This is a genomic window from Kribbella sp. NPDC026596, from assembly GCF_040638415.1.
In the GTDB taxonomy this organism is placed as follows: domain Bacteria; phylum Actinomycetota; class Actinomycetes; order Propionibacteriales; family Kribbellaceae; genus Kribbella.
This window is the reverse complement of record NZ_JBEZYF010000043.1, coordinates 61,161-74,136: the sequence shown is the minus strand read 5'-3', so window position 1 is coordinate 74,136 and position 12,976 is coordinate 61,161. Positions and strand designations below refer to the sequence as shown.

Annotated in this window: 10 protein-coding genes; 4 read left to right on the top strand and 6 right to left on the bottom strand. The window is 69.6% G+C overall.

From position 1 onward, the window contains the following. The first annotated feature begins 151 nt into the window (after positions 1-151). The 4 genes from fabG to AB0E63_RS29940 are packed head-to-tail and all read left to right on the top strand — an operon-like array spanning position 152 to position 4,238. On the top strand, positions 152-856 hold the full coding sequence (fabG, locus tag AB0E63_RS29955; protein ID WP_360373606.1) for a 3-oxoacyl-[acyl-carrier-protein] reductase: 705 nt from the start codon (positions 152-154) through the stop codon (positions 854-856). A 36-nt stretch (positions 857-892) separates the two neighbouring features. Further along, complete coding sequence (fabI, locus tag AB0E63_RS29950; RefSeq protein ID WP_360373603.1) at positions 893-1,663, top strand: enoyl-ACP reductase FabI; 771 nt, start codon at positions 893-895, stop codon at positions 1,661-1,663. Beyond that, positions 1,663-3,348, top strand: coding sequence for a Mur ligase family protein (locus AB0E63_RS29945; RefSeq protein ID WP_360373600.1), 1,686 nt, complete (start codon positions 1,663-1,665; stop codon positions 3,346-3,348). The genes fabI and AB0E63_RS29945 overlap by 1 nt, the downstream gene beginning before the upstream one ends. A gap of 38 nt (positions 3,349-3,386) precedes the next feature. Beyond that, the gene (locus AB0E63_RS29940; RefSeq protein ID WP_360373597.1) at positions 3,387-4,238 is read left to right on the top strand and encodes a hypothetical protein; all 852 of its coding nucleotides are present in this window, start codon (positions 3,387-3,389) and stop codon (positions 4,236-4,238) included. Between the two features lie 32 nt (positions 4,239-4,270). On the opposite strand, the gene AB0E63_RS29935 is transcribed toward AB0E63_RS29940, so the two are convergent. From AB0E63_RS29935 to AB0E63_RS29910, 6 genes are all read right to left on the bottom strand, one after another. Next, a complete protein-coding gene (locus AB0E63_RS29935; RefSeq protein WP_360373594.1) occupies positions 4,271-5,455 on the bottom strand; it encodes a Dyp-type peroxidase in 1,185 nt (394 codons plus the stop codon). Positions 5,456-5,516: 61 nt separating this feature from the next. Continuing rightward, a complete protein-coding gene (locus AB0E63_RS29930; protein WP_360373591.1) occupies positions 5,517-6,659 on the bottom strand; it encodes a glycoside hydrolase family 99-like domain-containing protein in 1,143 nt (380 codons plus the stop codon). A gap of 4 nt (positions 6,660-6,663) precedes the next feature. Beyond that, a complete protein-coding gene (gene cphA / locus AB0E63_RS29925; protein ID WP_360373588.1) occupies positions 6,664-9,468 on the bottom strand; it encodes a cyanophycin synthetase in 2,805 nt (934 codons plus the stop codon). Further along, positions 9,465-10,547, bottom strand: a complete 1,083-nt coding sequence (locus AB0E63_RS29920) for a cyanophycinase (protein ID WP_360373586.1) — start codon at positions 10,545-10,547, stop codon at positions 9,465-9,467. Before AB0E63_RS29920 ends, cphA begins: the two co-directional genes overlap by 4 nt. 42 nt (positions 10,548-10,589) lie before the next feature. Then, positions 10,590-11,960, bottom strand: coding sequence for a glycoside hydrolase family 16 protein (locus tag AB0E63_RS29915; protein ID WP_360373583.1), 1,371 nt, complete (start codon positions 11,958-11,960; stop codon positions 10,590-10,592). Between the two features lie 75 nt (positions 11,961-12,035). Next, positions 12,036-12,929: a GNAT family N-acetyltransferase gene (locus AB0E63_RS29910; RefSeq protein ID WP_360373580.1), complete on the bottom strand. Its 894-nt coding sequence runs from the start codon at positions 12,927-12,929 to the stop codon at positions 12,036-12,038. Positions 12,930-12,976: the final 47 nt, after the last annotated feature.

Sequence of the window (12,976 nt, the reverse complement as noted above, 5' to 3'; positions counted from 1 at the left end):
TGAGCTGGAGGGTTGCCCACTGAGAATCTGAGGGGGCAACCCTCCAAGTCAGGGGATGACCCCCGAGTTGGAGGGTTGTGCCGGGGCGCGGGTGGGGGTGGGGGATGGGCGCGATAGCGTTCGTGCGAACTGTGTCGGGTGAGGAGGGCTTGTGAGCAGGTCTGTGTTGGTGACCGGTGGCAGCCGGGGGATCGGGCTGGCGATCGCGACCGCGTTCCGGGACGCCGGTGACCAGGTCGCCGTGACGTACAACAGCAGCGAGCCGCCGGCCGGCTTCCTCGGGGTCAAGTGCGACGTCACCGACGCCGCGCAGGTGGAGGCCGCGTTCGACACCGTCCAGGAGCAGCAGGGCCCGGTTGAAGTCCTGGTGGCCAACGCCGGCATCACCCGCGACACGCTGCTGCTGCGGATGTCCGACGACGACTGGGACGCCGTCATCCAGGCCAACCTCACCGGCGCGTTCCGGGTGGCCAAGCGAGCCGCCAAGGGGATGCTGCGGCTGCGCCGGGGGCGGATCGTGTTCATCTCGTCCGTGGTCGGCATGCTCGGCTCGCCCGGCCAGGTCAACTACGCGGCCAGCAAGTCCGGGATGATCGGCATGGCCCGGTCGATCGCGCGGGAGCTCGGCAGCCGCGGGATCACCGCGAACGTGGTCGCCCCGGGCTTCGTCGAGACCGACATGACCGCGGTCCTGCCGGAGGAGACCCAGAAGCAGTACCTGAGCCAGATCCCGCTCGGCCGTTTCGGCCGGCCCGAGGAGATCGCACAGACGGTCCGCTGGCTCGCCTCCGAGGAGGCCGGGTACATCACCGGTGCGGTGATCCCGGTCGACGGCGGCATCGGCATGGGCAACTGAACACCAACACCCACTTTTTCTGAGAAAGGGACGCCGGTGGGCATCCTCGACGGCAAGCGGATCCTGGTCGCCGGAGTCACGCTGGACTCCTCGATCGGCTTCGCCACGGCCAAGGTGGCGCAGGAACAAGGCGCCACCGTGCTGATCTCGAACTTCGGCCGCGCGCTGAGCATCACCAAACGGATCGCCAAACGCCTGCCGGTCGAACCTCCGGTACTGGAGCTCGACGTCACCAACCCCGACCACCTGGCCGCGCTGCCGGATGCCGTCCGCGAGCACGTCGACGGCCTGGACGGTGTCGTCCATTCGATCGCGTATGGGAACCCGGAGACGATCCTCGGCGGCAAGTTCCTGGACGGCCCGTGGGACGACGTGGCCCAGGCCGTGCACGTCTCGGCGTACTCGCTCAAGGCGCTGGCCGTCACCTGTGCGCCGTTGATGAGCCGCGGCGGCAGTGTCGTCGGGATGACCTTCGACGCGACCGTCGCCTGGCCCGGGTACGACTGGATGGGCGTGGCCAAGGCCGCACTCGAGTCGACCAGCCGGTACCTGGCCCGCGATCTGGGGGCCCAGGGCATCCGCTGCAACCTGGTCTCGGCCGGCCCGCTGAAGACGCTGGCCGCGAAGGCGATCCCGGGCTTCGAGAAGTTCGAGGAGCCGTGGCTGGATCGGGCCCCGCTGGGCTGGGACCCGTCCGACCTGGAGCCGACCGGCCGGACCATCGTCGCGCTGCTGAGCGACTTCTTCCCCGCGACCACCGGCGAGATCATCCACGTCGACGGCGGCTACCACGCGATGGGCGCTTGATGGCGTCTTCGCTGGTTGAGCTCCGGGTCCTGGACGGCGCCAACCTTTACTTCAGCCGTGCCGCCATCAAGCTGACGCTCGACGTGTCGGCCCTCGTCGACGCCCCGGCGCCGGCCGCGAAAGCCTATGGACAGGCCATCGGTCTCGGCGCCACCCGGCCGGGCCGGATCGGCTCCGGGTTCCGGCAGCGGTTCGCGATCCGCGTCGCGGGTCACGTCGTACGGCGGATCGCGCGGGAGGCCGGGATCGGCCGGATCGGTGTCCGGGTCCGTCCGGAGTCCGACGTACGGCGGCTGGTCGTGGCGTTCCCGTGGGCCCACGAGGGGCGCGCGCGGGCGCTCGGGGCCGCGATCGTCGAGGTGCTGGACGCGTTCGGGGAGGACGACCTGACCGACCTGATCGCGACCGTCGGCGACCGGGTCCGCAACGAACCACCGGGGAACCCGCCGCCGACCCTGCGCCCGAAGGTGCCGGTCGTCGCGGTGACCGGCACGAACGGCAAGACCACGACGTCGCGGATGATCGCGCACATCGGCCTGGCGGCCGGCCTGCACGTCGGCTGGTCCAGCACCGACGGCGTCTACTTCGACGGCAAGCTGGTCAAGTACGGCGACTTCTCCGGACCAAGTGGTGCCGGTCAGGTGCTGTCCCAGCCGGGGATCCAGCTGGCAGTGACCGAGACGGCCCGGGGCGGGATCCTGCGCCGCGGCGTCGGCGTGGTCTCCAACGACGTCTCAGTCGTGACGAACGTGACCGCGGATCACCTCGGCCTGGGCGGCATCGACACCGTCGACCAGTTGGCCGAGGTGAAGGCGGTCATCACCCAGATCACCCGGCCGCGCGGCTGGTGCGTGGTGAACGGCGACGACCCGCGGACGTTCGCGATGCGGCTCGGTTCGCCGGCCAAGTGCTGGGTGTTCTCGCGTGACCAGGACTCGCCGTCGATCCGGACCGTGCTGGACGAGGGCGGCCGGGCGACGACCGTACTGGACGGGTTCATCACGGTGCTCGACCAAGCGAGTGACCCGGAGCCGTTGCTGAAGGTCGTCGACGTACCGATGACGCTGTCCGGGCTGTCGCACTACAACGTCGAGAACGCGCTGGCGGCCGCGTCGGCCGCACTCGGGCTCGGGTTGCCGCGGGCGGCGGTGATCGAGGGACTGAGCACGTTCGCGCCGAACGAGAACAACCCCGGCCGGATGAACATGTACTCGCTGCGCGACTTCACCGTCGTGATCGACCTCGCCCACAACGAGGCCGGGCTGGAGGCGCTGCTCGAGATCATGAACGGCGTCCGGCCGGAGGGCGGGCGGTTGCTGCTGGCCCTCGGTTCGCCGGGGGACCGGGCCGACGACATGGTGTCCGCGCTGGGTGCGATCGGGGCCCGTGGTGCCGATCGAGTGGCGATCGGCCACAAGAGCGAGTATCTGCGGGGCCGGCCGCCGGCCGAGCTCGAGGAGGTCTTCCGGGAGGGCGCCGCGTCGGTGGGCGTGGACGACGTACCGGCGTACCCGACCGAGCTGGAGGCGGCGCAGGCGCTGGTCGGCGAGGCGAAGCCCGGCGACGTGGTCGCGGTGATGTCTCTGCAGGATCGGGCGAGTCTTGACAGCTGGTTGCGGTCCGAGGGGGCTACCGTCGACACACCGGAGATCTTGAAGAGCAAGGTCGACAGAGCCCAGCACTAGCCCCGTCCGCCCGCGGTTGGGGCGGGGAACGGGGTGTCATGCGCTATCTGTGGTCGATTCCGTCCGCGGTGGTCGCCTGGTTCGTGGCAGGCTTCTCCGCGACGTACCTGAAGGGTCTGCCAGGCGGTACGACGTTGTTCGTGCCGCCGCGGATCGACCTGCTGGTGCTGGGCGGGTTAGCCGGGGGAGTGCTGGCCGGGCTCCTGATCGCCCGGGTGCGGGTCGCCGTGCCGGTGGTGCTGATCGTTGCCGCGGGCATGTGGTGGCTGACCGGGAACAGCTGGTCCGACCGTTCGCTGGTGATCACGTTGCTGGTGGCAAGCGCTGTCGGCGCCCTGTTCGGTGCTTTGGGCGCCAGAAGCTCGGTCGTCGCCGCGTTCGCACTCGCCTTGCCGGTCGCGTGGTACGCCCTGCGTCCCGCTCAGCAACTGGACGAGTGGCGCTGGCTCTGGCAGTTGAACGGCTTGCTGGTCGCGATCGGGCTCGCTCTGCTCCTGTACGTCGCCTGCTGGCGTCGGGGCTGGCGGTCGGCGTACTTCTGGGTGCCGCTGGCGGGCTTCTACCTGGCCTCGTTCGGCATCGTGGACGCGGTCCGCGTGATCAGCCGCTCGGGCGGCAAGCCGATGGACGCGGTCGGCGACCGCGCCACCGAGGCCTTCTTCCAGTCCTTCGAGCCACTGCTCCGCGAGTACTGGCCGTGGCTGGTCCTCGCCGTCCTGCTCGCCATCCCGATGGTCGCCCTCAAACTCCGCGCCCTCCCGCCGCCACCGCCCCCGGTCGACCCGTACGCCGACAGGTCCAACGACGCCGTCCTGTCCGACGACCTCGACTGGATCGACCGGGACGAACCCCGCCGCCGGCTCCTGCCGAGGCGGGATCCGGTCACTTAGAGGGCCGTGGGTCAGCGTTGCAGGGTGACAGGTCAGCCGAGGAGTTTCTGGCCGAGCCAGCCGCCGGGCTGGAAGCCGGGCGGGAGGGCGAAGACGGCGGAGCCGATGGTGGTGGTCCACTCGTTCAGGGCGTCGGCGGCGTCCAGGCGGGCGAGCAGCGGGAGGAACTGGCCGGCGATATCCGCCTGGTGGCTGAGGAAGATCAGGCCGGACTCGCGGGCCGGGCCGTTGTCTTGGACGTAGTTGAGCCCCTTGCGGAAGATCCGGCGGCCGTCGTTCTCGGAGTGGTGGGACAGGCGCGCGTGGGCGTTCTCGGCGATCACCAGGCGGCCGTCGGCGTCCCGGGCTTCGAGATCGAGTTCGTCGTGCTCGGCGTTGCCGGTCAGCGGCGCGCCGGTGGCGAGCTTGCGGCCGATGGCGCGTTCTTGTTCGGACCGGGTCAGCTCGTCCCAGGTGTCGAGGTTCATCCGGATCCGCCGTACGACGAGCGTCGTACCACCGCGGAACCAGTCGGGGCCGTCCGTCGACCACACCGTGCTGTCGAACTCCGGCGTACCGACGGCCGGGTTGCCGGTGCCGTCCACCTGACCGAACAGGTTCCGCCCGGTCACGGGTTGCCCGTCGGACCCGGTCCCGTTCCAGAACCCGGTCTGCCGCCACACCGGGGTCGCGAACGGCTGCGCGTCCGCGACCAGCCGTCGTACGGCGTGCACCACGCTGACCGGATCGTCCGCGCCGACGAGCACCAGCAGATCCCCACCCGACCAGGCCGGCTCCAGCCGGTCGTGCTTCATCACTGGCAGCTCATCCAGCCCACCAGGCTTGCTCCCGGTCAGCACGAACACCCGCGCACCGAATCCGACGGTCACGGTCAGCGCGACGTTCGCGATCGCCAACTCCGGCGCCGTGTCTCCCGGTGCCGGCCGCCCATCGGCCAAGGCAACAATGTCGGTGGTCCACAACCGCATCAGCCGCCCTAGCCCGGCCTTGTCCGTCCCAAGCCGGAAGCCCACGAGCTCGGCATGTTGCGGTGACGTGGCAGCGATCCCCGGCTGGTGCTCGCCGTACGGCGAGATCACCCGAGCCACCGACTGCGGTGGTGGCTGCTGGTCGTTGTCGAGAGCAACTACCGCGCCACCGCCGACGGCCGCACCCGCGGCCGCCACCCCGGCGAACCCGATCAGCTGCCGCCGGGACGGCCTCCCCGCGTCCGTCACTTCGTCGTAGGGGTTGCCGAGGTCAACTTCATCGTCACGGACAGGCCAACGACGATGCCGGCTACGGAGTTCCGAACGTGTCGCGGATCGCTTCCAGGAAGCCGTGCCCGTGGGTCGTGTCGGGCAGCAGGTACGACCCCTCGGTCCACTCGTTCCACGCGTTCACGGTGACGACCGGGTGCCGCGGGCGATGCCGGTCGAGGAAGTCCCGCGCGAGTTCGAGCCCGGCCTTGAACTCCGCCGGGCTCTGATCCCACACCGGCGTCCACGGGTAGATCGACCGCCGGAACGGCACACTCTGATCGGTCCGTGGCGACGAGTCCCAGCCCACCGTGACGTTGGGATAGAACGGTACGCCGAGTTGCCCGGCGTACCGCTCGTACTCCGCGAACGCGGACGCCCGCAGTTCGTCGACGGACCCGGTCGGGAAGTCGGCCTTCCCGGCGTCGTAGTGATGCAGCCACACGTACGACGTCCCGGAGTCGAACCCGAGCCGGTCGAACGTCTCGTGGGCGGTCAGCGGCGAGTCGGACCCGGTCGGGATCACCGCGGCACTCCAGAGCACCGCATCCAGGTGCAGCCCTGGATGCCCGGCCCGCTCGGTCTCCGCGCGGAACCAGTCGAGCGCGTCCCGCGCCTCCTCCACTCCGCCGAGACCCTGCACGAAGTTGGCTACGTCGTACAGGGTGAACCACGGCCGCAAGTCGAGCCGAAGGTAGTTCGGCCGGGAGAAGTAGTGCTCGATCGCGAACCGGGCCATCGCTTCGAAGGCGGTCCGGTCCACCGCGCCGTCCTTCAGTTGCTGTGGGATGGCACCGTCCGTACTGCGACTCGGGAAGATGTCGACCAGGTGATGGTTCGCCCACATCAGCGCGAACTTGACCTGCTCGTTGTTGCCCGCGGCCAGGAACCCGTTGTCCAAGGCCCCGGACAGATACGGCCCGTCGTCGTACCAGTAATAGTCGAACAGGAACCCGTCGACACCGTGGGCCACGGCGAGGTCCACGTCCTCGGCCGCGACCACCGGATCGCTCTCGTCACGGCAGCCGAGCGCGGGCACCCGCGGCTGACGATGACCCTCGAACCGAGCGGTCGCGCCCTTGACCAGCTCCCACTCGCTCCAGCCGTCACCGAACCACTGGGCGTTCCGGGGATCCCGGTGCCAGCTGGGGAAGTAGTAGGCAAGAACGGTGGGGCGGGTCATCTGGTCACTCCATCGAGGGGTCGGGCTCTTCGTCGGGTTGGACGAAGTCGGGGTCGCCGCCCTCGTCGCCGGAGCGGGCTCCGGCCTGGGCGAGGTGGGAGACGGACTCGAGCTCGGCCAGCACGGTCTGGTGCTGATCGACACACAGGACGACGAGATCGCCGCGGTTGGAGCGGCTCAGGGCGTGCCGGATCGCGGTCAGCTCGTCGAGCACGATGTCGACCTGCCGGCAGCGGGCACCCTTCTCCATCGCCGCCCGTACGCCGGTCTCGACCAGAGCAGCCGACTCACCGCGCTTCCGTCCGCGCAGCCGCGCGTCCTCGCGGACCACGACCACGTCGAAGTGCTCGGCCGCGACCTCGCCCAGCTCACGGATGTCGTCGTCACGCCGATCGCCCGCGGTCGCGACCACGCCGATCCGGGACGGCCGCCCGAGCTCCGACGACGCGCTCAGGCTCTCGCCGAGCTTGTCGACGAAGTCCCCGAGCATCCGCATCGCCGGAGCGTTATGACAGTAGTCGACGATCACCGTCCGCCCGTCGACATCGATCTCGTTCAACCGGCCGGGGGACAGGTAGTACGACGTACTGAACGTCCGCAGCCCTTGCCGGATGTCGTGCAGCGGCGCACCGGCCGCGAACGCCGCCGCCGCGGCCGCCATCGCGTTCTGCACATTCATCATCGCCCGCCCGCCGAACGTTGCCGGGAGCAAGTGTGTCCAGGCCAGCTGCATCGACCGGCGACCGTGCTTCACCACGATCATGTCGCCGAGATCCGACCGCTCGAGTACGACGGCCCGCCCGCCGCGCCGGCAGTGTCCTTCGATGTAGTCGCGGACCTCGCTGCCCGGCTCGGCCATGCTGAACCACACCACCTGGCCGGAACAGCGCCGGCGCATCTTGCGGACCAGCGGGTCGTCGGCGTTCAGTACGGCGTACCCGGTCCGTGGCACTGCCTCGACCAGGACCGCCTTCACGTCGGCGAGCTGCTCAAGCGTCTCGATGCCACGCAGCCCGAGGTGATCGGGCTGGACGTTCAGCACCACGGCCACGTCGTTGCGCTCGTACCCGAGTCCTTCCCGCAGGATGCCGCCGCGCGCCACCTCGAAGACGGCGAAGTCGACCCGCGGGTTCTGCAGCACCATCCGGGCGGACTTCGGCCCGGACGCGTCCTGGCGGATCACCAGCCGCTCGTCGATCACGATGCCGTCGGTCGACGTCATCCCGACCTTGCGGCCGATGCCCTTGAAGACATGGCTGATCATCCGCGAGGTGGTGGTCTTCCCGTTCGTCCCGGTCACCGCGACGATCGGGATCCGGCTGGTCGCGCCCGCCGGGAACAGCATGTCGACGACCGGCTTGGCGATGTACTGCGGCTCGCCGATCGTCGGGTTGGTGTGCATCCGGAACCCGGGCGCCGCGTTCACCTCGCAGATCGCGCCGCCGGTCTCGCGTACCGGCTGGGTGATGTCCGGGCAGATGAAGTCGATGCCGGCGATGTCGAGCCCGATCATCCGGGCCGCCTCCTCGGCGATCTCGACGTTCTCCGGGTGTGCCTCGAAGGTGCGGTCGATCGAGATGCCGCCGGTGGACATGTTGCCGGTCAGCGTCAGCTTCACCATCGACTCTTCGGGCGGTACGTCGTCCAGCTCGAAACCCTGGCTGCGGACGAGCTCCCGGGCCGCGGCGTTCACGGTGATCCGGGTCAGGATCTTCTCGTGCCCGACACCGCGCCGCGGGTCCGCGTTGGTGATCTCGACCAGCTCCGCGACCGTGTGGATGCCGTCGCCGACCACGTGCGCGGGGACGCGTTCGGCGATCGCCTCCATCCGGCCGTTGATGATCAGGCAGCGGTAGTCCTTGCCGGTAACGAAGCTCTCGACGATCACCGAGCCACGCCGCGACTGCTCGGCAGCGATCGGGAAGGCTTCCCGGACGGCGTCCGCGTCCTGCAGGTTCAGGCAGACACCACGGCCGTGGTTGCCGTCGAGCGGCTTGCACACGACGGGGTAGCCGATCTTGTTCGCCGCCGACACAGCTTCGTCGACCTCGCGGACCGAGACCGATCGCGGTACCGGCAGACCGGCGGAGGCGAGCAGTTTGGTGGTGAGGTCCTTGTCGCCGGCCACGTCCACCGCGATCGAGCCGGTCTCGGACGTCATGGTGGCCCGGATCCGCTTCGCGTGCACACCCTGACCGAGCTGCACCAGGCTGAACTTGTTCAGCCGGATCCACGGGATGTCGCGGGACACGGCCTCGTCGACGATGGCTTGCGTCGACGGTCCGAAGGCACTCCGCTCGGCCTGCCGGATGAACTTCTCCAGCTCGGTGGTGAAGTCGAAGTCCGGCGTGGGCTGGACCAGGTAGTTCACGAACCGGACGGCGAGCTCACCCGCGGCCAGGCCGACGCCCTCGTCGGCGTACGCGTAGACGATGTTGTAGCGGCCGGGTACGCCCTTGACCTGGCGGGTCTTGCCCCGGCGCATGTCGTGGCCGGCCTCCTGCTGGAGCTGCAGCGCGACGTGTTCGGCGATGTGGCCGAGCCAGGTCCCTTCGTTCAGGCGCTCGATGAAGCCGCCTCGGCGGCCGCGCGAGCAGTGATGCTGGTCGAGCCGGGGCAGGTACTCGAGCAGCCTCTCGGTGAAGCCCGGGATCGTGTTCGACGGGAAGTTCTCCAGCGAGCCCAGATCGACCACGAGGTGAATGGCGGGCTCGTAGCTCCACACGTTCGGTCCGCGATAGACGCGGGTCTCGATGATCTTGAGGTCCGGGCTGGGAGTGCCGGTGGTGCCGGTGGTGGTGTCGGTCATGCGTGTCCACTGTCTGGTTGCGGGCTGTCGGGGTGGTTGAGTTCGGCGCCGGCCGTGATCGGCTCGGTCGCCTCCGGTCTGGACTCCCCGGCGGCCGCGGCTCTCGTGGCCCGCTTCGACGATCCAGTCTGTGCCGTACGACGTCCTTCCCGCCGCTTGCGCTCCGCGTAGTACTTGGGTGACACGCCCTCGGCGGCGATCTCCTTGGCCAGCTTGCGCAGGTCCGCCTCGGCCGCCTGCATCTCGGCGATCTCGGCGGGCGGCGGCTGCTTGCCGTACGACAGCAGTACGCGCGCCTGCAGGTCGAAGGTCGCCGTCGCCGGCAGCACGTGCAGTACGACGCCGGACGCGAGGATCGGCTCGGACCGGGCGGCGTAGTGGGCGTTCGACGTGATCCGGCTGCCGTCGAAGATCGTCACCGCACCCCGGCCGACGACCTCCAGGTGAGACCCGCGGAAGACTGCCGCGGTGTCCTCGTCGACGCCGATCCCGAGCAGGCCGGGGGACTGGGCGACGAGGGACAGCAGGCGACCGTACCGGTTCCGCTGGGCGAAGTGCTGGTCGACGATGGCGCCCTGGACCAGGCCGAGGCCGTTGGAGAGCTGGCTCATCCGCTGCCGCGGGGTGGCGCCGGAGCGGCCGAACGCGATCATGTGCTCGGCCAGGATGCTCGCGCCGGCCGACGTACCGCCGACCGCGGCACCGCGCGCGTGGGCGGCGGTGACCGCGCGGCCGAACGCCGTACCGGTGACGACTCCGGCCAGCTTCAGCTGGTTGCCGCCGGTCATGAAGATCCCGGTCGCGTCGTTCAGCGGCGCGATGAACGCCGGATCGTCGGCGTCCTCCCGGTTCTCCGGGCGAACGCCGACGACACTCGCGGCACCGAGCGCGGCGAACAGGGCGTGGTAGACGTCGACGACATCCGGCCCGAGCGCCGACGCGGTCGGCACGACCACTATCCGCGCCTTCGGGCCGCCCGCCGCCTCGACGAACTCCTGCAGCACCAGCCGCTTCTTCAGCTTGTCCTCGGCGCCACCGATAGCGAACAGAGCCCCCGGCCCACCCTGCACATCAGACATAGCCGAAGGATAGGTGCTCACCCCATCCGGAACCGCAATCGGTCAGTGGGTGAAGGTGAACCAGTTGAGGTTGACGTAGTCGGCGGGTTGGCCGCTGGTGAAGGTTATGTAGACGTCGTGGGTGCCGGTGACGGCGGAGATGTTGGCGGGGACGGAGCGCCAGGACTGCCAGCCGCCGGTGTTGGCGACGGCGAAGCTGCCGATCGGGGCGTTGGAGCGGCTGTCGAGGCGCACCTCGACGAGACCGCTGACACCACCTGCGGCGCCGGATGCGACCCGGCCGACGAACTGGTGTGCGGCACTGCTGCCGAAGTCGATGCCTCGGTAGAGAGCCCAGTCGCCGTTGCTGATCTGCATCAGGTTCTGGCCGCCGCCGGAGTCGGTGGTGGTCTCGACGCCCGTCCCTGACTGCTGCTGGAACGACTCGGCCTGCAGCGTGCTGTACGCCGTGCCACCACCGCCCGGCGGGGGAGTGGTCGGGGGCGTGGTGGTGCCACCGCCCTTCGAGGACACCGCCACGTAGTCGACGACCATCGGGCGGTCAGGCACCGTCTCAGCGCGCGGAGTCGGCCCGTTGAGCGCATCGGGGAACGCACCACCGATGGCGACGTTCAGCAGGATGAAGTAGCCGGCGTGCGAGGTCATGTTGGTCCATGTGTCGGCCGGTAGCTGGCCCTGACTGGCCGAGTGGAACTGCTGTCCGTCGACGTACCAACGCAACTGGTTCGGCGACACGCTGGTGTCCCACTCGAAGCGATAGGTGTGGAAACCCGACTGACAGCTCGAGCCCGGGCACGCGCGGCTGGCGCCGATGCCCGTGGTCTCGTTGCAGGGACCGCCGGGGTTCACGCCACAGTGCAGCACGCCCCAGACCGAGTTGATCCCGTTGACGTTCTCCATGATGTCGAACTCGCCGATACCCGGCCAGTTCCGGTAGTTGCCGCGGTACGGCGCGCCCAACGCCCAGAACGCCGGCCAGTACCCGAGGGCCGCGTTGCCCGTGACGTTCGGCATCTGGATCCGGCTCTCGATCGCCAGCACCCCACCGGCCGGTGGCCTGAAATCGCTGCGCTGGCTCTCGACCCGCGCCGAGGTCCAGTTCCCGGCACCGTCCCGGCGGGGTGTGATCCGCAGGTTGCCGGTGCCGTCGAGGGCGAGGTTGTTCGTGCTGTTGGTGTAGTTCTGGATCTCTCCGGTACCCCAGTTACCCGGACCGCCCGGGTAGCCGTGCCCGGTGTCGATGATCCAGTTGGCGCCCGACGGCAACGTGCCGTTGGCGCCGTCGAAGTCGTCACTCCAGACTGTGGTCCACCCGGCCGGAGGGGTCGGGACACTGGCCTGCGCCGCGACGGCCAGGGCTCCGGTGACCAGGAGTGGGGCGAGCAATGCGGTGATGAGGGGGCGGGAACGCATAGCGACCTCCAGGATTTGGTGAGGCCAATGTGAGCGCTCTCATGCCTAAGTGTCAACAGCTCGTCACCCTCCGGATCATCCGGACCAGAGGTGGATGCGGTAGACCGTCGTACTGCGGCGGACGTGCATGCCGAGGCGTTCGTACATGGCCAGGGCGCCGGTGCCGGAGTGCGTCCAGAGGATGCAGCTGCGGCGACCGAGTCGATGGAACACGGCACACGTCTCGTCGAGCATGGCCCGGGCGATGCCCTGGTTCCGGTGGTCGGCGCGGACGGCGAGCCGCTCGACGTACCCCTCGTCGCTGTCCGGCAGGTCGAGCGAGATCACTGCACCGACCACGTCGTCACCGATGTAGGCCAGCGTCGAGGCGTCCGGCCGGAAGGTGGATCGCTCCACCGTCAGCCCGGCGAACTCGGCGAAGGACTTCCGGCGCGGCTGGAACTCCGAGAACGCGTCCTCGACCAGCTCGTACACCTCTTCGGTCCGCGTCGCGTCGTAGCTGCCGAGGCGCAGCCCGGCCACCGGCTCCAGCGACCGCTGTCCGTCGATCGGCCGCTCGAGCAGCCAGTTGGTCGCGAGTACGTCGTGCCCCCGCGACTGCAGCAGGCCGGTCCCGGCCTTGTCCGCGTCGTCGACGATCTGGGCCACCCAGTCGCTGCCGACCTCGCGAGCCCGCTCCTCGACCCAGCCGATCAGCATCGTCCCGATCCCGGCCGCGCGGTACGACGGCACGACGTTGACCTGCGCGTGTTTGCCCAGATGGACCCACGCCCACGCCGCGAGATCACCGTTGCCGGCGTGCACGACCAGCGTGTCGCGCTCGGGATCCAGCTCGGGCCGGACCAGATCCGCCGCGACCTGGTCCGGGATCACCTCGACCTGTCCGTGCCATTCCTGCTCGGCTGCGGCGATCAGTTCGTAGATGGCCTGCGCGTCCGCGGCCGTCGCCGGTCGGCTCGAGAAATCCATGGCCCGAGTTTCCCGCACGCGGGCAGGCGATCCGGCCGTTTTGCAGT

Excerpts from the sequence above, each read along its gene's own strand:
- AB0E63_RS29910 (WP_360373580.1), bottom strand. The coding sequence starts at position 12,929 with ATGGATTTCTCGAGCCGACCGGCGACGGCCGCGGACGCGCAGGCCATC.
- AB0E63_RS29915 (WP_360373583.1), bottom strand. The coding sequence starts at position 11,960 with ATGCGTTCCCGCCCCCTCATCACCGCATTGCTCGCCCCACTCCTGGTC.
- AB0E63_RS29920 (WP_360373586.1), bottom strand. The coding sequence starts at position 10,547 with ATGTCTGATGTGCAGGGTGGGCCGGGGGCTCTGTTCGCTATCGGTGGC.
- AB0E63_RS29945 (WP_360373600.1), top strand. The coding sequence starts at position 1,663 with ATGGCGTCTTCGCTGGTTGAGCTCCGGGTCCTGGACGGCGCCAACCTT.
- AB0E63_RS29940 (WP_360373597.1), top strand. The coding sequence starts at position 3,387 with ATGCGCTATCTGTGGTCGATTCCGTCCGCGGTGGTCGCCTGGTTCGTG.
- AB0E63_RS29930 (WP_360373591.1), bottom strand. The coding sequence starts at position 6,659 with ATGACCCGCCCCACCGTTCTTGCCTACTACTTCCCCAGCTGGCACCGG.
- cphA (WP_360373588.1), bottom strand. The coding sequence starts at position 9,468 with ATGACCGACACCACCACCGGCACCACCGGCACTCCCAGCCCGGACCTC.